Raw genomic sequence first — 22,424 nt, 5'->3', positions numbered from 1 at the left:
GATAATAGTAGATAAAAAAATGATAAAAATAATAAAAGGCCTTTATCTTAAGATAAAGGCCCGAATAGATAAATTATCAGCAAAAACTATTTGACAATTATTCTATCTTCTACTGCTGGCTTAATTGGACTATGCTCGGCAATATAATCCATTAGAACTTCTTCTAAACCACCAACCTCTTTTACTACTGGTGCCTGGCTAAACATTGTATAACCATCACCACCTGCTTTCATAAAATCATTAGTTGCTACTGTATATTGTGCAGCTGGATCAAGCAGTTTACCATTAACCCAGACTTCCTGAACTCTTTCGCCAACAGGAGCATCTCCTTTAAAAGTAAATTTAATTCCAGAAATTTGGGGGAAAAGACCTTCATGAGCAGGATATTCGGAAACTCCATGCTCTAAAGCTGCTTTTAAATCAGCTCCACTTATCTGGATAGCCATTGCAGTATTACCAAAGGGCAGTACAGAAATCACTTCACCCTGAGTAATTTGGCCCTGATCAATCGAAGCTCTAATACCACCACCATTTGTGATAGCAACATCAGTATCTAGTTTTGCTTTCATTGCATCAGTGATTAAATTACCTAGATTAGTTTCACCGGTTCTGACATGTTCTCTGGCTCCATCTAATTCTACAGCTGTTGAACCAACTACTTGAGAAGTAATTAATTCATTAGCACGATTAATCCGTTCGATAACAGTGCTAATTAAATAATCTGCTTTGACAGATTTTGTTTCCTCTTCTGGAATTAAATTAGCCGTTTTGTTAGTAACCTGGCCATTATTAATAGTCAAATCCACATAACCAAGATTTTTAGAATATTCTCCAGTCTGAACAATTAAAGTATCATTAACCATCATTCCATGAGGAAGCAGATTATGACTATGACCATCAACAATCAAGTCAATCCCTGGTACCTCTGCTGCAACTTTTTTACTTGTATATTTACTACCTTCACTAATTCCAAGATGAGTTACTGCTATAATAACATCAACTTTATCGCTTAACTGAGCTACCATTTTGCGAGCTGTTGTAACTGGATCTCTAAAGATAAGCCCTTCAACATTTTTGGGATGAGTTTTATAGGCAGTTTCTGGAGTTGATAAACCAAAAACTCCTACTTTAAGATCTCCATATTGTTTAATTATAAAATCCTTTTTAAAGTCTATCATACTACCATCTATTCGATTAAGATTAGCAGAAAGCAGTGGGAAATTTGCAATTTCAGCCAGTTCAGATAACCTCTGCTGACCATAGTTAAAATCATGATTACCAATTGCCATTGCATCAAGTTGCATTAAATTTAGCAAATAGACTACTGCTGCTCCTTGATTAATATTGGCAATTGTTTGGCCATGGAAAGTATCTCCTGCATCAAGAAACATTACATTTTCTTTTTCCCGGCGTGCCTGTTTAAGTAGAGTCGCAACTTTCGCATAGCCAATACTACCTGCATAATCATCAGCTTCTATGCGGGCATGAACATCATTTAAATGATAAATTCTTAAATCAACTTCTGCTGCTAGACCAACTGTACTAAGCATCAAAATTAAAGTCAGAGTAAACAAAGCAAGTGTAAACTTTTTGAGATTCATTATTAAAATCCACCTCCATGTTTTTTACTTCTCTGTTCCTAATATTTATATTTGATATCAAAACAAAATTTCCTGCTTTTAAAAATAGTATTTTATTAACTTAATGTAAAAAGATTGCAAACAGATAAAACTAAGCAGTCAATTTATTTAATAACTTCTATATTAGTCTAAACCCCTGCTTAAATTTAGTTTTATGATATAATTTAATTATTAATTAAATAAATTAAACAGATTAAGTAATTAATCATAAGCAGGAGGAATAAAAAATGAACAATGACCTAACAGCAATAGATGGAATAAAAATTGGACATAGTGGCAGTTCAGATAACGGAACAGGTTGTACAGTTATTTTATTAGAGAATAACTTTACTATTGGAGCAGAAGTAAGAGGAGGTGCTCCTGGCAGTCGCGAACTAGCTTTAACTGACTCAAGGGCAGCAGTTAACAGTGCTAATGCCATCTTTCTAAGTGGAGGTAGTGCTTTTGGCCTTGATGCAGCAGGTGGGGTAATGCAGTATTTACGCGAAAAAGAACAGGGATTTTTAACCGGTGGTGGTGTTGTCCCAATAGTTCCAGCTGCTGTTATTTATGATCTAGAATATAAAAGCAATAATTTTCCTGATCAAAAAATGGCCTACCAGGCCTGTCAAAAAGCAAATAACTTTCCGCAAAAAAACAGCAGCCTGGGAGCTGCTGCTGGAGCTACTTGTGGTAAATTAAATGGTATGGAATATGCTACTAAAACAGTTCTCGGCCATGCTGCTTTTAAAACTGGTGAGTTAATTGTAGCTGCTCTGGCTGTTGTTAATGCTTTTGGTGATATAAAAGATCCTGCTACTGGTAAAATTATTGCTGGAGCAAAAAATAAGGCTGGCCAATTTATTGATACTGAAAAAACTATCTCTACAACTTTTGATTTAAATTTAGGTTTTCTAAGAGAAAATACAACGCTAGTAGTAGTTGCAACTAATGCCTGCCTGGATAAAAGCGGCAGTAATCGAGTTGCTATGATGGCTCATAGCGGGTTAAGTAGAACAATTTATCCTGTTCATACATTATTAGATGGTGATAGCATTTTTGTTCTAGCTGCTAATCAAGTTAAAGCAGACCTTAATCAAGTAGGAATTATAGCAGCTAAAGCAGTTAAAGATGCTGTTTTAAATACTGTTAAATAATAAAATACTGTTAAAAAAAAAGGGCCGATTGGCCCTTTTACTTCAGATATTATTTTAAAATTAAATAAAGTTTTATCAAAACTACTCAAAAATTAAATAAACAGCTACCTACCCTGCTTAATATTTTACTCTTTTACCAGTTAAAATAAAAATAGTCTCTTCGCCAATATTGGTGGCATGATCCCCCACCCGTTCCAGAGACTTAGCAAGATTAATATGTTTAACAACTTTTTGCACCTGTTTAAAGTCATCTTTCTCCCGTAAGACTTTAATTGACTTATGATAGATTTCTTCATAGAGATTATCTGCTTTTTCATCCATGCGGCAGGCTGCTTCTGCTAAATCAGCATTTTTAGTTGAAAATGACTCCAGTACTACATCTAACATGTCAGTAACTATATCTGCCAGTTCAGGTATCATAACTAGTGGAGTCAAAACCCCATCGTGTTTTAGTTCCAGCAAAATTTCAGCAATATTAGTTGCATGATCACCAATTCTTTCTAAATTGCTAGCTATTTTAATCATAGCAATACTAAACCATGTATCTGCTGCCAGAGGCTGATCTAAAGTTAAAAGTCGTGAAACTTCTTCTTCGATTGTAATTAAATAATTATCCAGAACATTATCTCGATTGATAATTTCCCGGGCAGTGTCAACATCAATTTTAGCAAGTGCTTTAATTACCTTTTGCAGCATATCCTCCGCAACTTCGCTCATATCACTGATGTCAGCAAGAATCTGTTCCCGCTTTTTTTCATACACCTGTTCCATTGGACTCACTCTCCTCTTTAAAGTTTAACTTTAAATTAACTAAATTGAAGTCATACTAAAATATTCTTGACAGATAACTAAAATCCTGCCTTTTTTATAATTTAATTTTTTTAGTAAGTTAAATTTAAAAATTTAATCAAATAAATAAATAATTAGATCAAATAAATTGGCCAGGCTAGCTAAAAAGTTTCCGGGCAGTTTTCTCTATATTTTTAACAGTATAACGAATAGCATCTCGATTAAGATCTAAATGAGTTACAGCTCTCAGTTTGCCAGCAATACGACTAACCCGAATTCCTTTTTTTAATAATTCATCAGCAAAAAGATCACTCTCACCAGACTGTACAGTAAAAATAACAATATTGCTCTCTACCAATTCAGGATTTATTTCCAGACCAGGTTGATCAGCTATAGTTTCGGCCAGCATTCTGGCATGAAGATGATCTTCTTTAAGTCGTTCAATATTATTTTCTAGAGCATAAACACCCCCAGCAGCTATAATACCTGCTTGACGCATGGCACCTCCCAGGCGCTGCTTCCAGAAACGAGCTGCTTCAATAAACTCTGCTGATCCGGCTAAAACTGATCCCACTGGAGCACCAAGCCCTTTACTTAAATCAATCCAGATCGAGTCAAAATACTGTGCATAAGCTATTGGTTCCACTCCAGAAGCTACACTTGCATTGAATAAGCGGGCTCCATCTAGATGCATTTTAAGCTGATTTTCTGCTGCAAGATCAGCAATTTTAGCTATCTCAGCCAGGGGCCAGATGCGCCCTCCACCAAGGTTGGTTGTCTGTTCAATGGAAATAACTCGAGATCTTGGACTATGGTAATCATGGTCTCTCAAAGCAGATTCAACCTGATCAGCAGTAAAAATTCCTCCCTGTCCTGCAAGTGGATTGATTGCTGCTCCCGAGATTACTGCTGCGGCTGCACTTTCAAAATGAAGTGGATGTGCAGTTTGATCCATGATTATTTCATCACCCGGTTGAGTATGAACAGCAAAAGAAATTTGATTAGCCATTAAACCAGAAGGAAGATAAATAGCATCATCTTTGCCCAAAATCTCAGCCACCATCCGGCAGAGACGATTAACCGTAGGATCTTCTCCTAATTGCTCATCACCAACTTCTGCTGCTGCCATGGCTGCTCTCATCTCTGCAGATGGCCTGGTTCCTGTATCACTAAACAAATCTGCTTTAAGTTTCATTAATTTTCCTCCTCAGAAAATTTTATTTTAAATAACAAGTTGAGGCATTTTATTTAGTCACAAAATACGCTAATCAAGCTGACGGGGATCAAGTGCATCACGTAAAGCATCTCCCAGAAGATTAAAACTTAAAACTGTTATAATAATCGCCAGACCAGGAAAAATTGACATCCAGGGTGCCTGAGTTAAATATTCCTGACCCCGATTGAGCATAGTTCCCCAGGCTGCTGTAGGAGGTTGAATCCCCAGTCCTAGAAAACTAAGTCCTGCTACAACCAAAATTGAAATTCCAATTCGTAAAGTTGCCAGTACAATTAGGGAAGAAATTGAATTAGGCAAAATATGCTTAAATAAAATCCGGACATCACTTGCCCCCAGAGCTTTAGCAGCTGCAACATATTCTTTTTCTTTTATCTGCAGCACAATAGATCTCGTTAAACGCGAGAAATTAATTAAGCCAGTAACACCAACAGCTAAAATTATATTAGAAATTCCTTTGCCTAAAGCTGAGATTATTGCCAAAGCCAGTAAAATAAAAGGGATAGAATTCCAAATTTCAATTAACCGCATAATTATCATATCAACTTTACCTCCATAATAACCAGCTAAAAGTCCCATTGTAACACCCAGACTAGCATTAACAAGAACTGCTGCAAATCCAACTCCTAAAGCTATTCTAGCTCCGTAAAGTACCCGGGAAAACATATCTCTCCCAAAATCATCAGTTCCAAACCAGTGTTCAAAAGATGGAGCTGCATAGGTCATATTACTATAATCAATTTCAGTTGGAGAATATGGAGCTATAAAAGGAGCCATAAAAGCAGCATAAAAAATTAAGCCTAACATTAATAAAGCCATTCTACCACTATAACCCTTGTTAAATTCTTTAATCATTTTAGCATAAAGCGCATTTTCTCTTAATTTATGCCAGAAACCAGTTTGAAAAATTAAAAATAATAAAAAGATTATTATTAGCACTGAAAAAATTGTAGCAAATTTATATTCCAATTTAGCCCAGACTCTATTTTCTATAAACCAGTTCTGGTAATCTATGTATAACTGAATAATTAATAATAAAATAAAGATAATCTTTTTTTTCAAATTCTAACACCTCACTTCCAGGGCCGCTTCTTAACTTATTTATAGCTAATCCTGGGATTAATTAAAACATAAACTAAGTCCACTATTAAATTAACTACTACATAAAGTAGTGAAAGTATCAAAATTGAGCCAAAAACAAGCGGCTGATCTCGATATTCAACTGCTTTAACTGCTAAACGACCTACTCCTGGCCAGGCAAAAACTGATTCAATCAAAATCGCTCCCCCAAACATCATAGCAAGCTGATTACCAACATTAGTAATAATCGGAATTAGAGCATTTCGAAAAGCATGTTTAAGAATTATCATTTTTTCCGCAACACCCTTCGAACGAGCTGTTACAAGATAATCTTCTTTCATTACATCTAACATAGCAGATCTGGTTAGACGACTTGTACTTGCAATCATAACTGTGCTTAGTGCAAAAGCAGGAAGAATTAAATGCTGCAGACCGCTTAATGTCCAGATTGGACCTCCATAACCAGAAGAAGGAAAAATTTGAAAATAAACTGAGAAAAGATAAATGAAAATAATTCCAGTAAAAAATGCAGGAACTGAAATTCCAATTGTGGCAACAAACATACTCAATAAATCAAAAACAGAGTTCTTCTTAACTGCTGCAATAACCCCAGTTGGAATCGCAATTAAAATCGCAATTATTAAAGAAACTAATCCCAATTCTACAGTGGCTGTTAATCTTCTTTCTACAATACTTAATACCTGATCATTATAATAGATAGAATCTAATTCCCCGGTTAAAAAATTCTTCAACATTAAAAAATAACGAATATGAAATGGCTTATTAAAACCAAATTTTTCATTTAAAGCCTGAACTGCCTCTGGTGTTACGTTAGTTCCCAACATAATAGCTGCTGGATTACCTGGAACCAGCTGCATTATACCAAAAAGAATTAATGAAACACCAATCATGACAGGAATTAACCAGAGCAGCCTTTTAATTATATATGCAAACAAACAATTCACCTCTTTCTAAAATAGAGTATGCAGATAGAACTATCCTATCTGCATACTAATTTAGATTAAATTGTTAATATTTAGCTTTAAATCACCTGCTTAACCAAACTGCTGATTAGAGCTGGCTAAATTTACTTTAAACTAAATTGTAATTATTTAATCTTCTTTATATACATTAGCTGTTGGAGTTACCAGCGGGATAATCAGTGAATTTCCTGGTTCAAGATCTTCAACATTATTCTGCATTACATAAATTTGGGTTGAATGAACAAGTGGATAGAATACAATATCTTCATTCAATACCTTGGCCAATACTTTATTATAAAGTTCAGCCCTTGCACCTTCGTCAGAAATTGATCTTGCTTCATCTAACCACTGATCAACCTGATCATTTTCATAAAAAGCTCTATTTAAAGATCCATCTGATTTAAAGAATCTATACAGCCAATAGTCAGGATCAGGATCAGAGACAAATCTCAAGAAGAAAATACCAATTTCTCCTCGTCCCAGCATATCCCACATAGTACCAAATTCCATTGCATTAACTTCTGCACTAAGTCCTGCCTGGTTAAGAGCTGTTACCATAGCTTCAGCTGTTTTAACCTGATTAGGACGGCTATTAGAAACATAAATTTGAGCAGTATAATCTGCTGGAATTACACCGGATTCTTTTAGATCTGCAAATTTTTGAGCTGCTGCTTCTGGATCAAATTTAACTGCATTTTCTTTTAAGAACTCTCTATCTTCTGGCCACAAAGTTGGAGGAAGCATTGAATATGCTCTTTCTCCTAAAATACCAAAAATCTGGGGCAGCATTTGATCAAATGGAACTGCCTGTAAAATAGCTTCTCTAAATTTGCGATTATTAGTTGGACTCATATCAAAATTAAAGCCAAGGAAGTTAATTCCTGCACCAGCAGCTGACTTAACAGTAAAATCAGGATTATCAACAAAAGAATCAAGCTGACCAACATCAAGATTGACTCCAAAATCAATGCCACCACTTCTTAATTCCATAGCCTGGGTAGCTGATTCTGGAATAGAACGAATAATAACTTTCTGCAATTTTGGTTCTTCTCGCCAATAATCTTTAAAGGCAGTTAAAACTATTTGATTACCAGCATCCCATTCCTCTAATTTGAAAGGTCCAGCTCCAATTGGATTTCTACCTAGCTCCTCATCGCCAACTTCTTCTGCATAAGCTTTAGGTATAATTCCAAAAGTCATTCCTAACATGAAAGGAGCATATGATTCTTTTAAAGTAAACTTAACAGTATAATTATCAACTACTTCAATGGTATCAATAGCCTTTATTTTTGCCCTAAGACCAGAACCATAATCTGGATTTAAAATTCTACGATATGTGTAAGCAACATCTTCTGCAGTTAATTCTGTTCCATTATGAAACTTAACACCTTTCCGCAAATTAAAAGTATATTCCAGTCCATCATCAGAAATTGTCCAATCTTTAGCAATTCCTGGTACAATTTTGTTAGCTTTACCATATTGAACCAGACCATCAAAAATTAAAGAAGCAACTCTCTCATTAACAGAAATAGTTGTTTCACCTGGATCAAGATTACTAACCTCATCTTCAATCCCCATTACAAAAGTATCATTATCCTGAGCTTGAATAGGGCTCAGAAAAGATAATAATAAGAGTAAACTTAAAGCAAAAATAATAAACTTATTTCTCATTCTACTTCCTCCTTTTAAATTTATTTAACTTATGAAGTCTAAGCAAATTTGAAAACTTAATTATTTGTTTTTAATTATAAATTGAACAAAGTCTTCAAATAATTTTAATTGAACCGGCTCCCGGGCAGCCATCATTTCTGGATGCCACTGCACACCTACTAAATAGGGATAATCAGAATCTTCAATTCCTTCTACAAACCCATCCGGAGCTACAGCAGAAACCTTTAAATTGTTACCCACTTTATCTACTGCCTGATGATGAAAGGAATTAACTGCAATTTCGGAAGCTGCAAAAACTTCTGCCAGTCTAGTTCCTGGCTTGATATTAAGTTTATGGGTTTTATAATATTTAGGTACCATAGAAGCCATATGTGGAATTTTAGTTTCAACACTATTTCCACATACATCAACCTTTAGTGACCCACCATAAAAAACATTAATTAGTTGAAATCCACGACAGATTCCCAGAATAGGTTTGCCCATTTCTTTAGCAATTTTTAATATTTTTAGTTCCCAGCGATCCCTTTCTGGTGTTATACTGCCTAAATTCTTTTGAGGATAAGAGCCATATAAAGCAGGATCAATATCACTGCCCCCTGGTAAAACAACACCATCAGCCAGATTTAAAAATTCTCTAATATAAGCTTCATCATTCTGCCTGGCTTCAAGATAAGGCATCAATAATGGAATGGCACCAGCTGCACTTATTGACTCAGCATAATCCTGAGTAATTAAGTTGAACTCTACCCCCTGAAAATTATAATCTTCCCCCATTTTATCTGAAGATACTTTATAAGACATAACTAAAATTTTTGGATACATTATTACTTCCCCCATCTGAGACATTAATTTTAAAAAATTATATCAATGTTTAGTTTATTTGTCAACTTTAGTAAAATAAAGCGACCATCTTAATAAACTAAGTTAATCACCGGGAAAAGTATAATTTTAACAATAATTAAGTTTCATTTTCTAAAGTTAGTAATAATATCTGCTAAAATAACTGCTGCTTTTTCTAGTAAAGTTTTACCAGCTAAACTAAAGTCGGCTATGAAATGAAGTCTTTCCAACTTCATTTCAGTATTTCCCTGAAAATTTAATTGTTTCTGAAGAGCAGCCAACTTATCATTCCTGCCAATTAAAGCAATATAACTGGCTTCTGAAACAATTACATTTTTTAAAATTTGATAATCATACTGCTGGCCCCTGCTAATTATAATTAAATAATCATCAAATGTAATTTTAAGATCACTAAAATAATCACTATAAGAAACTAATAGTAATTGTTCTGCATTAATCAAATTATTATAATTAAGCTTGCTTACCTGATCATCAACCAATGTAATTTTAGTTTTTAATACCCTGGCTAATTGAGCTAAAGGGGAGGCCAACCGACCTGCTCCAAAAACTACTAGATTTGCTTTAGTAAGAAGCGGTACTAATTGGTTTTTATTTTGATCATTTCTCTCTGAAGCTAGAAACTTAGTTATTTCAGCTTCCATTTTTTGAGAAGAAAAATTAGTCATTCCCTGCTGATCATAAAATAGCATTTCACCAAATAAACTGCCTACTATCTGCTCATTTTCAATATCTGTTAAAACAGCTGCCAGAATCTGATTAGAATCTTTAAAGCCCTGCCCAAAATCTTCAAATGATTTTCCCATTTGTTTCACATCCTTAAGCTCTGTTTGTGAATAAGAAAATATTATTTAGGCTGTTTTTCAGCAAATATTATCAAGCATTAATTTTAAAATAAAACTATATTTAGAATTATTTTTCCACTGGTAATTTTATGATTGAATTTTTAGTACAACTATTTATAAATTTCTCCATTAGCTGTATTTTTCCTGCTTTTGAAGCCAATAATTCCTGTATACAAGATTGAACTCACCTTTCTTACTCGGCTGCTTTTACCCAGACTGAATAACCATTTGCTTCACTAGCTTTAACTTTAAAATTGCCGACTGCATCTGCATTTGTAGTTACTGTTTCTTTAACATTAGCTGTAAAATCATAATATTTTGTTTCAGGACTGCCAGTATTGACCTCTTTTTCAATTAACTGATCACCTACTGCCTGAGTGATCAGCATAACTAACCCACTGCCAGCATGTTTCTCATCTCCAGATCTAATATAGGAATAAGTATTTTTATCATTAGTTTCATTTTCATATGAATCACCATAAGCAAACTTTTTGCGGGCAGTAATTAAATTCTGCAGTTGATCTTTTAAATTACTATTATAGTAATCTTTCCAAAAAATACTGGGAACTCCTTCTTTTCGCATCAAAATATAACAATAAGCCTGTAGTTTGCGCCTGAAAATTGATTCAGTCCCATACTGGTTTTCTCCATCCCTTTCTGTATCATGATTATCAACAAAAGTTACTGCTCTATTCTGATAATCAGGCTGATTAACCAATCCTTTATCTCCCAACCAGCGAAAATCAAGCTGACCATCCCGCAGTTTCACAAAAATATTTCGTAAAGCAAAATCAAATACTGTTAATCTATCCTGGCCAACAGTATTTAAATAATCAATCAGAGTGTCTGGATTGTTTTCCCATGCTTCTCCTACAAAAAATAAATCTTTTTCTGCTGTCTGACTTACTTCTTCTACAAAATCATAAATCAGCTGATTATCAACATGTTTGCTGGCATCAAAACGAAAACCATCAAACCCAAGCTCTCTTACCAACCATTTACCCCAGCTAATTACATCATTTCTAATTTCCTGATTGTCATAGTCAAGGTCAGCTCCCATTAGATAATCTTCCTCATAGGAATTATCCCATTCTTTTGTTTTAAATAAGAATTTACCAGCTTGCTTAGTCCGGGCATTCCAATCAACACCATCGAAATTCTCCCAATCTAATTTGAGTTTACTATACTTATCATTTCGACCATTAAAATTAAATTTGGTCCATACTTCTGCTTTACTGCCATCTTTTAATTCTACCTGCTCCTTTTCGTCGGCGCCTAAGCGATGATTTAGAACAGCATCATAAATAACTTTTAATCCCTGTTTATGCAAAGCAGCAATGGCTGCTTCAAGCTCAGCGCGGTTTCCGTACTTAGTCCGGACAGTACCTTTTTGATCAAATTCCCCTAAATCCCAGAGATCATATGTTCCATAGCCAACATCTTCCTGGCCACCTGCTCCTTTATTCGCTGGTGGTAACCAAATATAATCAAAGCCAATTTCTTTAAATTCAACTGCTCGCTGCTTTAATAATAACCACAAATCTTTTTCTTCTGGAAATTGTTCAGCATAGTTGCCAGTTGCCATTTCCCAATAAAAACTATGTAAAATAATAGGATTTTCCATAACTAACCTCCTAATTGAAAAGACTTTATATATTTTACTTTATTCAAGTTCAGCCACATTTTTCCTGCTTATAAAACAATTGAAAGATTTAAATAAAGTTAATTAATTCTATAAATAATTATCTATACTAATAGAAAAAACTGCTCTTTTCCCAGTTAGCTGTTTATCCTATTTAAACAGAATAAACCTGGTTAAGAACAGTTAATAAACTAAAAGCCCCACTCTAAAGAGCAGGGCTAGTTGTCAGTTTTATACAGTTTTAAACTCTATAACTTTACAACGTTTTCAGCTTGTGGACCACGATCGCCTTCAACGATTTCAAATTCTACTTCTTGTTCATCTTCGAGAGTTTTGAAACCTTCGTCCTCAATAGCTGAGAAGTGTACAAATACATCGTCGCCATCTTCTCTTTCAATAAATCCATAACCTTTTTTTGCGTCAAACCATTTTACTTTACCTGTGTAAATCATAATTAATACATTCCCCCTAGGAATAATTCTATATTTGGGGTTCGTTCAGTTAAAACTTCACCCATCGAAAATAATTATACCACAGCAAGATATGCTTTTCAAGTTAATATTGACCCTTCACCAGCTGTTGTATAGCAATAATTTTGTCTAATTTTGTCCAAAATTATTTAAGCTCTTTTTTCTTAATAAATTTCTTGCTTAATTAGCTAATTTCTCGATAAAATTTGACCATATCACGACCTGCTCCTTTAGCTATATAAAGTGCTGTATCAGCATTTTTTATTAATTGTTCTGATCCATACTGACCGTGCGAATTAATGGAAACACCAATTGAAACTGTGACTTGAAGTATGTCATCCTCAAACTTTATTTTCATTTCCCGAATTTTCTTCATCAATCTATTTAGAATTTGTGATAATATTCGCTGATCAACAACATTAAGATAAATAACAAATTCTTCTCCACCATAGCGGGCTACAAGATCCTGCTGTCTAATTTCATTTTTCAATAAAGAAGATAGCTCTCGTAAAATAGCATCACCAGCCTGGTGACCATATTGATCATTAAAAGCTTTAAAGTTATCAATATCCATAATTGCAATCGAATATTTTTCACCTTCTTTTTGCTTTAATTGATTATGGAAGTAACTATGATTATAAAGATTAGTTAATCCATCAGTTACAGAAAGCCGTTTAACTTTATGATGATTTAGTGCATTTCTAATGCTAACTCTAATCTGATTAGCTAGAGTACGAATAAATTTTTTCTGATTTTCATTAATTAATTGTTTATATTTGACTGCATAGCATATAGGACAGCTTGATAATCATTTAGATTTATTGGGATAGCAATTAAGGTCTCGATCTCAGCCAGAAAATCTATTTCATTTTCAATTAAAATCTGCTCGGAAGCTATTATTTTATCATAATGACCTTTTAAAAAATAATATAATTCACTATCAACTTCAACGTTAATACTTTTTACCTGTTTAATTTGTTCAGTTTCTTTTTTGATTATAGTAGCAGCTGACATTCCCATTGTAGCAACTATAATATCAAGTATTCTTTCATATAATAGATCAATATCTAATGTAGAATAAAGAAAATCTGAAGTAAGTTCCAGAGTAGATAAACTTGCCAAATTACGCTCTAAACTTTCGTATAAAACTGCTTTTTTTAAGTAATTGGGAATTTGTTCAATAAAAACTCTATTCTTTTTAATATCATATAAATCAACTTCATTACTTAAAATGATTATTAAAGCTTCAACCTCTTTTTGGAGAGGAATTAAAAATGTGTTTCGATAGTTTAAAATACCCGGTTTTTTAGTTGTGTGGTTAGGCTTTTGCTGCCAGAAATCTCTAAACAAATCATAGGCTGCTGCTCCAAGTTGATCTTCTAGATAAATTTTAGTTAAGTTTTCAGCCTCTTTAATTACAATTCCACCTGTATAATTTTTTTCATCAAAAATTAATTTAAATATTTCAGCTGCTGTCTCTTTAACTTTACTGTTACCAGTTGCTAGATTAGCTTTTCTCATTTTTTCATTTATCATTTCTAGTTCAGAAACTACTTTTTTAGATAAATGAAATAAATGTTCTGTTTTTACAATTGGTTCAGAAGTATTAAATCTAATTTTTTTACTTACTACCTCTTTTTTTTCGCTCAAATAAAGAACCGTTGAACTAATATTAAAATGATAAAATTTATTATTTACCAGACCAAATTCACCACCGGTACAAAAACCAAATCGGCGGCCTGGTATTACCTGCAGTTCTTCATTTAAACTAGTATTAAATGACTTTAAATATTGGCTGCGCTCAGTACAGGAATAGATAAGGGCCAGCTCAGGATGAAAATTAAGTCCCTGATGTAATTGTCGAGAATTAGCCAATATTTCACTTAGACTACCATAACCAACCCGGACTAAATCACCAGTTTTTAATTCACCAGAAAAAAGAATGCCTTCTCCTACAGTCTGTTTAGCCGAACGAACATTATGAAGCTCATCATTAAGAACCAATGGAAACTTTGAAGCAGCTATAGATGGTAATTTATTTTTTATGTCTTCACCTAAAAATTCTGAATAAACTTGAAAAATATTTCTACCATCAAGTTCATAAACAACTCTATCTTCTGCTCTCGTTATTTCCATTTCACGACTAATACTATCCCAACCCAGATTATAAGACCAGCTAGCTTTTAATTGACTGCCATTTAAAATTACAGCCAGAAGACCATTGTCCAAAATACCTGTTTTATCAAAAAGATAAGTTTTATCATCAACAGCTGGAGATGCTTCACCACCTGCTGCAATAAAGTGAAAAGAGCTTTGATTAAGAATGTCAACTAGCTTATCTCCATTTATATCTGGAGCAGAAAAAATCAAAACAGCTTTAGTATCTGACTCAATTCGAGAGTTAATTGCTGCTGCACTGGCTGCTGTCCCATTTGATTTTAGTAATTCAAAACTACTTTTGGCAAAATTTATTACCAGAATAGTAATTAAATTACCTGCAACTCTTTGACCACTTATTGTTTCCTGGGCAGTAAGACCAACCAGAGTAGATAAGGGGAGAGTTTGGCTAAAAAGCTTAATAATTTTTTTATTAATTTGCTCCGGCTTAGATGAATAAACCTGAATTAATTGTGAAGGTGAATCTTTAATTTCCTCCAGAAAAGATTGGCATTCGGCAAAGTTCTGACATGCTTTTTTTAATACCTGCAAACTCTACACCCTTTCTAATAATATAAATCCTAAATACTGACTACTTTTATTAATAATTACTAGTTAAAATATATATCTGTTAAAATTACATTTGCTGGTAATTACTGGATGTAAAAAAAGATTATCCAATACCATAATTTCTCGCTAAACGAAAAAAATCCTGCAAAAAAAAAAATAAACAGCTTACTATCATTATAATAGTTTGCTGTTTATTTTTATAATAATATTTTGCTATATTTAACATTAAAGGTTTATTTTATCTAAATAGTTAATGAGTAACTAGGCCAACTAAAATACTTCTAATTAGTTTATTAAATTCTTTAATTTTTAGCAAGTTTGAATGTTTGACGATCTTTAAATTCTTCTTTTTTACCTTTATTCCAATCAGAAACTGGAGAAAGATAGCCAACTACACGAGAATAAATTTCGCATTTTTGTTTTCTAGCCACTATTTTCACCTCCTTTTAATTTATTAATCTCTAATTATAACTTTTTTTACATATGAAACTGCTATTTCTTTAAACTCAAGCAGTTCCTGTTCTGTAAAAGATCTCTGTTTTCTCAGTTCAGCTGCCAGTACATTGGTACTAGAACGAAAGTTTTGCAAATAATAGCTATTTGCTCCTCTAATCAGCTCTGCAATTTTCTTAATTTCTTTACTATCATGCAAACCAGGAACAACTGTAGTTCTGAATTCATAATCAATTCCTGAATTTAGGACCAAATTAATAGTTTTTTCTAGCTCTAATCCTAACTCGGCAGGAGCCAGCCAACTATAATTATCAAGACTGGCTTTAACATCTATAGCAATATAATCAAGCAGCTTTTCTTCCAATAAGTCTTTAATAACAGCAGCGTTACTACCATTACTATCAAGTTTTAACTTTAAATCATAATTTTGCTTGATTTTAATTATAAATTCTTTTAAATCAGGCTGCAAACATGGTTCACCACCTGTAATTGTTACAGCATCAAGTAAATTTTGCCGCTGCTCCAGAAAATCAAAAAAGTAAGTCTCTGGCATAATTGAATTTGGAGCAGATTCAATTGTAATCAGCTGACTGTTATGACAATAGGGACAGTAAAAATTGCACCCCTGGGTAAATACTACAGCTGAAATTTGATCCGGATAATCAAGTAGAGATGTTTTTTCCAGTCCAGCAAGCTTCATAATTAAGATTCCTCCTCAAACTAAACCAGCAATTTTACCCAGCATTTTCAGCAAGTTCTGCCTCTGCTTCACATTTAGGGCAATATTCATGTTCCCCAGGTAAATAACCATGTATAGGACAAATACTAAAACTGGGAGTTATTGTATAATAAGGCAGTTTAAAATTTTCAGCAATTCTTTTTACTAATTTTCTGGTTGCAGCAATAGAACTAATCCTTTCTCCTAAAAATCCATGTAAAACTGTTCCTCCTGTATACAGTACTTGAAGTTCATCCTGTAATTCTAAAGCAGTAAAAATATCTGAAGTAAGTCCAACTGGCAGCTGAGTTGAATTAGTATAATATGGCTCTGCTTCAGACTCGATAACTCGTTTCTGGTTTGCTGCAATAATTTTATTGCCAAATTTTTGCCTGTCAAGTCTAGCAAAACGATAAGCAGTACCTTCAGCAGGAGTTGCTTCTAAATTATAAAGGTTATCAGTTTCAGTCTGATATTCCTGTAGTTTTTCGCGCATTTTATCCATGATTTGAACAGCAAACTTATGGCCAGCTGGAGAAGCAATATCTGCTCCCATAAAATTAAGCAGGGCTTCGTTCATTCCATTAATTCCAATTGTATTAAAATGATTTTTCCAATATTGATCAAAGCGCTTTTTAACATCTCTTAGATAAAATTTAGAATAAGGATAAAGTCCCTGTTCGGTTAAACTTTCTAGCACCTTGCGCTTAATTTCAAGACTGGCTTTAGCTTTATCCATCAGTTTATAAATACGCTCTATAAAGTCTTCTTCGTCACTGGCCAGATAACCAATTCTGGGTAAATTTATAGTAACTACACCTATGCTGCCAGTCATTGGATTGGCTCCAAAAAGTCCTCCTCCTCTTTTACGCAAAACTTTATTATCAAGTCGAAGTCGACAACACATACTGCGTGCATCTTCAGGATTCATGTCAGAATTAATAAAATTAGAAAAATAAGGTATTCCATATTTAGCAGTCATTTCCCAGAGTGGATCCAAAGTTGGATTATTCCACTCAAAATCACTGGTTATGTTGTAGGTTGGAATCGGGAAAGAAAACATTCTTCCTTTATAGTCACCAGCCATCATTACTTCAGCAAACGCCCTGTTTAAAATGTCCATTTCAGCCTGAAATTCAGCATAACTGCTTTCCTGATATTCTCCGCCAATAATTACTGCCTGATCAGCTAAATAACTAGGCACTTTAAGATCCATTGTAATATTGGTAAAAGGTGTCTGGAAACCAACTCTAGTTGGCACATTCATATTAAACAAAAATTCTTGCAGTGCCTGCTTAACTTCTTCATAATTAAGCTCATCATAAGCAATAAAAGGTGCCAGATAGGTATCAAAGTTAGAAAAAGCCATTGCACCAGCAGCTTCTCCCTGCAATGTATAGTAGAAATTAACTATTTGACCGAGAGCAGTTTTAAAATGTTTAGCAGGAGAACTTTCTATTTTTGTTGGTACTCCCCTAAAGCCACTGCGCAGTAAATCTTCCAGATCCCAGCCACAACAATAAACACTTAAATTACCTAAATCATGAATATGTAAATCACCACTAGTGTGCAGTTCAGCTATTTCAGCTGGATAAATTTCCTGGAGCCAGTACTGACCGGTAACTTCAGAAGCAATAAAATTATTTAACCCCTGCAGAGAATAGCTCATATTAGAGTTTTCATTTACTTTCCAATCACTGCGATCTAGATAATCATCCATAATATTAACTGCATCAGCAAATAATTTTTTAGTATCTCGCAATTTACTGCGCTGTTCACGATATAATATATAAGCCTTCGCTATTTCAGCATATCCCTGTTCAATTAAAATTTTTTCAACCAGATCTTGAATCTGTTCTACATCTGCTGTACCACCTGATTTAAAAAATATATTTAAATAAGCAAGTACTTCTTTGGTAACTAAATTTGCTATTTCTGGATTAGAATTATTAGTAGCAGCTGCCGCTTTTTCAACTGCTCTGCTGATTTTTTCAGCAGAAAATTTAACCTGCTTCCCATCTCTCTTTTTAACATAATCTAGTGTCATTTTTTCCCTCCTAAAATATTTAGCTAATCTTTAAATGAACAAAACCATCAAAAAATAAATAAAAACAAAAAATCCCTTTCTCTGGAGAAAGAAAGGGAAATATAATAGTCAGATAATTATAAAAATTTATAACTAATTGAATTAGCCTGCTGGCTAACTGCTAAATATTTACACCCCCTCATATCCCGTGAGTTGCTGGTGAATAAATCCAGGCAGGTCTTCCGGCTTAGTTGAGATAAATAATCAGCCTTCCCAGTTTGACCAGTGGCAATTAGATTATTTTAAAACTATACGGCGGCGGGACCGCAGAGGACTTTAACCTCTTTCCCATTTTAATCTAGTCACTGCCTGAGCTTAACACTGGCAGCAACTAAAACCTGAACTCAATAATATTCAATTTTAAATCAAAAAATTATAATTTACTTAGCTATCTTAGATAATCAAATTTAATTAACTTATTAAAAATAATTGCAAATTAATTACTAATAAGCTTTAAATTTATCTTATCTTATTAAAAGTCAAAAAACAAATTCACAACTAGATAAACAGCAGTTCTAATTGGTCATTAAAACAATTTAAACTGTTTTTTTAAACAAATACAGGCCTGATTAATTTTTCAATTACAAATTTTTAATTTTATTTTATAAATTATAACTGCTCAACTCAGTTAGATTAGCAACTTCTTTAATCCCCAGGCCAGGAGTTTCTGCTAACTTTATTTTAGAAGCAGAAAATTCAATTCCCCCCTGGACAGGATCTTCTGCTAATAATTGGGGAGCATCAAGATCAAGATAAACAATATTTTTTTTAGCTGCTGCCAGATGTGCTGCTGCAGTTACAGAAACTTTCGCTTCCAACATACTGCCTAACATAACTTTAATTCCTGCAGCCTGAGCAATAGAATTAATCTGTAGAGCGTTATAGATACCACCAGTTTTCATTAATTTTATATTAAGCAGATCACAAGCCTGTTCTTTAATCAAGCGCAGACAATCTGCTGAATTAAATAAACTTTCATCTGCCATGATAGCAGTCAATACATTATCTTTAACATATTTAAGACCAGTTAAATCTGCAGCAGGAACTGGCTGCTCTACAAATTCTAAAGCTAAACTTTCTTTTTCAAGTTCTCTAATCAGATAGACAGCTTGTTTAGGATGCCAGGCCTGATTTGCATCTAATCGCAATTTTATTTCTGGACCAACTGCCTGACTAATTGCCTTTATTCTGGCTAAATCTAGCTTGCTATTTTTACCGACTTTTATTTTAAGACTCTGATAACCATCCGCAACTGCTGTTAGTGCATCTTCTCTCATTTCAGCTGGAGAATTAACACTAATTGTCAGGTCAGTAGTCAAGCTATTTCGATATCCGCCTAAAAATCTAAATAAAGGAACCTGGTAGCTCTGGGCCAGCAGATCATAAATTGCTATTTCTACAGCTGCCTTAGCACTATGATTATTAACTGCAGATTCTTCAATTAAAAAATGAATTTTTTCTAAATTAGTCGGGTCTTCTCCTACTAAAAGGGGTCTAATTCGACTGGCAATTAGTGCACAGATGCTTGCCGTAGTTTCTCCTGTTATAACAGCAGTTGGCGGAGCTTCTCCAATCCCAACTAAACCCTGATCAGTAAAAATTTTAACAATTACCTCAGCAGCAGTTTCGACAGTTCTTAAAGCCGTTTTAAATGGTTTTTTTAAGCCAACATTAAGCTGATACAACTTTATTTGCGTGATCTTCATTTTAGAGACTCCTTCTTAAATTTATTTAAAAATCAAAAATATTCTAGCTTTGAGTTAATAGAAATTGTCTTCCTAAATAAATAGCATCTAAATAACTCTGTTCTTTGTTTTTTAAGAATTGTTCAAGCTCCATTACAAAAACAGCTCGAACATTAATTTCCGTCAAACTATCATTTACTAATTCACTGTAACCAGCAGCAGCATGAATTACATAATGATGATCATTATGCTCTCCAAGATAAAGCATTACATGTCCTTTCATATAAAGAGGATCACCAGCTGCTAGTAAAGTGAGCTGCTGTTTACGTTCAGCAGCTGAGCCCTGCAAAATGATATCTTTAGCAGCTGGTATTTTTTCCTGAGCTAGGCCGGTATCTCTGGGTAATTCTATGCCTACACTACGATAAATATCTACTAAAAAACGCGAACAATCTCGCCGCTTAAAAATACCACCCCAACCATATCTTTCACCAAGCACTTTAAATGCCTGCTTAACTAAATTAGCCCGATTATATTCCAAATATCCACAATTAAAGTCATTAGACTGGGCAACTATTCCTCTTTCAAAGTAAAGCTGTCCCTGAGAGTCCCTAGCTGGTAAAACAACCTGATAAGCAGAAAGTGCCTGACTTAAATCGGGAAAATCAGCTTTAATTAAAGGCTCCCACTCAGCTGTTAAAAGAGGAATCTTATCTCCCATCTGAAAAGAAAGTCCTGTTTTATGATAACTAGCCGGATATGGTTCTGTCTGCAGATGGCTGCCTGTTATAACTAAAAAATCTTTACTATCTAGATAAGCAAGAGCTGCTGCTTTGGTCTTGCTAAAAGCCAATTTTTCTTTTTCTAGCCAACCACAATAATACTTACTCTGAATAAAAGCCCAGTTATCATTTTTACTATAATATAATACAGCTACTGGTGTACCAGGTGATAAAGCAGTAAGTTGAAACATATCTTGTTCCAATGAATCTCTAGATCTAGTATATGATTTATCCGTTGGATAAGCTCGCAGATTGCTTCTACTTACCAGAACAGCAAAACAAACTGAAAATTTCCGCTCTGAGTTACCTGCTAAACTTTCCAGATAAAGCTCCTCAATTAATAGCTCTTTAACAGTTGGCGAAAGTTCTGTTGCTGCTAGCTGAGCAGAACTTTGATAACAGGGATGATAGAAGTTATGTAACCTTAGATAATCGGGATTAGAAACAGTCAATAATTTTTTACGTAGTTCAGCAGCTGTCAAAACTGCTGGATATTCACTTAAATCGCAAAATTTATTCTGCTTTCCTAATTGGGCAGCTCTACTTAAAGTTAAATGGTTATAATTTCTAATCTGAACTGGACTAAGCAGTACTTCCTGTTCATTTTCAGTTAGCCAGAACTTTGCCTTATTCATTGCAGCAGTTATCCCCGGAGCACGATTAACTATAAATTTATTCATTCAACCACTCCTCAGCAATAATTTTAATTATTTTTCATTTTAGGATCAAGAGCATCTCGCAGACCATCACCAAAAAGGTTAAAACCTAATACTGTATAAGCAATAGCTAAGCCAGGAAAAAGTGAATACCAGGGTTTAGTTCTTAAGTACTGAAGACCATTATTAATAATTGAACCCCAGCTGGGTGTCGGTTCCTGGGCTCCCAATCCAAGAAAACTTAATGAAGCTTCTGCCATAATTGCAGAGGCAACTCCCATTGTAAAAGTTATTATCAGGGGGGCCAGACAGTTAGGCAAAATATGTTTATACATAATCACAAAATCATTATTTCCTAAAGCACGAGCTGCTTCTACGTACTCTTTTTTGCGATGACGAATAAACTCACTCCGCATAATTCGAGCAGTTTTAGTCCACCAGACTGCACCAAGAGCCAGAAAAACATTATAAAGTCCCGGGCCCAGCGCTACCATAATTGCAATTGTAAGCAACAAACTAGGGAAACTCATTACAATATCAACCAATCTCATAATAATCATATCAACCTTGCCTCCATAGTATCCTGCCAGCGATCCCATTAAAGTGCCGATTGAAATAGAGACAAGCTGGACTATTACCCCCACACTAATCGAAATTCTTGATCCATAGATTATTCTGCTTAACAAGTCTCTTCCATAATAGTCTGTTCCTAGCCAATATTGACTAGAAGGTGGCTGTAAAATTGCAGCCAGATTAATTTCAGCTGGGTCATAAGGCGCTAGCAATGGAGCAAAAATAGCCACTAATAAAAATATAGTTACCATAATTAGTCCAACAACCGCAGCTCTATTCCTCCGTAATCTACGCCAGGTATCATACCACATACCATAAGAGCTTTTATTAGAGTCTATTTTGTCTTTTTTTAAAAAATCTAGCATGACTAATTTCCACCTTTCTACTTATCGATTT

At 34.1% G+C, this 22,424-nt stretch carries 18 protein-coding genes, 1 pseudogene and 1 riboswitch; of the genes and pseudogenes, 1 reads left to right on the top strand and 18 read right to left on the bottom strand.

Annotated features, from left to right (window positions below; all coding sequences use genetic code 11):
- Positions 1-86 precede the first annotated feature (86 nt).
- Positions 87-1,601, bottom strand: coding sequence for a bifunctional metallophosphatase/5'-nucleotidase (locus BMZ74_RS07595; protein ID WP_089861655.1), 1,515 nt, complete (start codon positions 1,599-1,601; stop codon positions 87-89).
- A gap of 266 nt (positions 1,602-1,867) precedes the next feature.
- Between BMZ74_RS07595 and BMZ74_RS07590 the strand changes: the two genes are divergently transcribed.
- Positions 1,868-2,776 carry a P1 family peptidase gene (locus BMZ74_RS07590; protein WP_089861654.1) on the top strand — a complete coding sequence of 303 codons (909 nt, stop codon included), beginning with the start codon at positions 1,868-1,870 and terminating at the stop codon, positions 2,774-2,776.
- Positions 2,777-2,893: 117 nt separating this feature from the next.
- Here BMZ74_RS07590 and phoU read toward each other — a convergent pair whose 3' ends face one another.
- From phoU to BMZ74_RS07510, 17 genes and pseudogenes are all read right to left on the bottom strand, one after another.
- Complete coding sequence (gene phoU, locus BMZ74_RS07585; RefSeq protein ID WP_089861653.1) at positions 2,894-3,547, bottom strand: phosphate signaling complex protein PhoU; 654 nt, start codon at positions 3,545-3,547, stop codon at positions 2,894-2,896.
- 175 nt (positions 3,548-3,722) lie between these two features.
- Complete coding sequence (locus BMZ74_RS07580; RefSeq protein ID WP_089861652.1) at positions 3,723-4,760, bottom strand: threonine aldolase family protein; 1,038 nt, start codon at positions 4,758-4,760, stop codon at positions 3,723-3,725.
- A gap of 69 nt (positions 4,761-4,829) precedes the next feature.
- A complete protein-coding gene (locus BMZ74_RS07575) occupies positions 4,830-5,861 on the bottom strand; it encodes an ABC transporter permease (RefSeq protein WP_089861651.1) in 1,032 nt (343 codons plus the stop codon).
- 35 nt (positions 5,862-5,896) lie between these two features.
- Positions 5,897-6,844 carry an ABC transporter permease gene (locus tag BMZ74_RS07570; protein ID WP_245750849.1) on the bottom strand — a complete coding sequence of 316 codons (948 nt, stop codon included), beginning with the start codon at positions 6,842-6,844 and terminating at the stop codon, positions 5,897-5,899.
- Between the two features lie 147 nt (positions 6,845-6,991).
- Complete coding sequence (locus BMZ74_RS07565) at positions 6,992-8,533, bottom strand: ABC transporter substrate-binding protein (RefSeq protein WP_089861649.1); 1,542 nt, start codon at positions 8,531-8,533, stop codon at positions 6,992-6,994.
- Positions 8,534-8,593: 60 nt separating this feature from the next.
- The gene (locus BMZ74_RS07560) at positions 8,594-9,355 is read right to left on the bottom strand and encodes a gamma-glutamyl-gamma-aminobutyrate hydrolase family protein (protein ID WP_089861647.1); all 762 of its coding nucleotides are present in this window, start codon (positions 9,353-9,355) and stop codon (positions 8,594-8,596) included.
- A 143-nt stretch (positions 9,356-9,498) separates the two neighbouring features.
- The gene (locus BMZ74_RS07555) at positions 9,499-10,197 is read right to left on the bottom strand and encodes an XdhC family protein (protein ID WP_089861645.1); all 699 of its coding nucleotides are present in this window, start codon (positions 10,195-10,197) and stop codon (positions 9,499-9,501) included.
- Positions 10,198-10,429: 232 nt separating this feature from the next.
- On the bottom strand, positions 10,430-11,860 hold the full coding sequence (locus BMZ74_RS07550) for an alpha-amylase (RefSeq protein ID WP_089861643.1): 1,431 nt from the start codon (positions 11,858-11,860) through the stop codon (positions 10,430-10,432).
- Positions 11,861-12,126: 266 nt separating this feature from the next.
- A complete protein-coding gene (locus BMZ74_RS07545; RefSeq protein WP_202943531.1) occupies positions 12,127-12,327 on the bottom strand; it encodes a cold shock domain-containing protein in 201 nt (66 codons plus the stop codon).
- Positions 12,328-12,532: 205 nt separating this feature from the next.
- Complete coding sequence (locus tag BMZ74_RS07540; protein WP_245750851.1) at positions 12,533-13,054, bottom strand: GGDEF domain-containing protein; 522 nt, start codon at positions 13,052-13,054, stop codon at positions 12,533-12,535.
- A gap of 56 nt (positions 13,055-13,110) precedes the next feature.
- The gene (locus tag BMZ74_RS07535) at positions 13,111-15,057 is read right to left on the bottom strand and encodes an FIST signal transduction protein (RefSeq protein WP_089861639.1); all 1,947 of its coding nucleotides are present in this window, start codon (positions 15,055-15,057) and stop codon (positions 13,111-13,113) included.
- 320 nt (positions 15,058-15,377) lie between these two features.
- A pseudogene (nrdD, locus tag BMZ74_RS14350) lies at positions 15,378-15,494 on the bottom strand (anaerobic ribonucleoside-triphosphate reductase); the annotation flags it as partial.
- 35 nt (positions 15,495-15,529) lie between these two features.
- Positions 15,530-16,228, bottom strand: a complete 699-nt coding sequence (locus BMZ74_RS07530) for an anaerobic ribonucleoside-triphosphate reductase activating protein (RefSeq protein WP_089861637.1) — start codon at positions 16,226-16,228, stop codon at positions 15,530-15,532.
- 34 nt (positions 16,229-16,262) lie between these two features.
- Positions 16,263-18,293 (bottom strand): ribonucleoside triphosphate reductase, encoded by a 2,031-nt coding sequence (locus tag BMZ74_RS07525; RefSeq protein WP_089861634.1) that lies wholly within the window; start codon positions 18,291-18,293, stop codon positions 16,263-16,265.
- 194 nt (positions 18,294-18,487) lie between these two features.
- Positions 18,488-18,689, bottom strand: a riboswitch (cobalamin riboswitch).
- Positions 18,690-18,934: 245 nt separating this feature from the next.
- A complete protein-coding gene (locus tag BMZ74_RS07520) occupies positions 18,935-20,038 on the bottom strand; it encodes a mandelate racemase/muconate lactonizing enzyme family protein (protein ID WP_089861632.1) in 1,104 nt (367 codons plus the stop codon).
- Between the two features lie 43 nt (positions 20,039-20,081).
- Positions 20,082-21,479, bottom strand: a complete 1,398-nt coding sequence (locus tag BMZ74_RS07515) for an SH3 domain-containing protein (protein WP_089861630.1) — start codon at positions 21,477-21,479, stop codon at positions 20,082-20,084.
- Positions 21,480-21,502: 23 nt separating this feature from the next.
- Positions 21,503-22,393: an ABC transporter permease gene (locus BMZ74_RS07510; RefSeq protein WP_089861628.1), complete on the bottom strand. Its 891-nt coding sequence runs from the start codon at positions 22,391-22,393 to the stop codon at positions 21,503-21,505.
- Positions 22,394-22,424 lie beyond the last annotated feature (31 nt).

The sequence above is a fragment of the Halanaerobium salsuginis genome (assembly GCF_900114545.1).
GTDB lineage: Bacteria > Bacillota > Halanaerobiia > Halanaerobiales > Halanaerobiaceae > Halanaerobium > Halanaerobium salsuginis.
The sequence above is the reverse complement of the archived record's forward strand: the minus strand, read 5'-3'. Positions and strand labels throughout refer to the sequence as shown.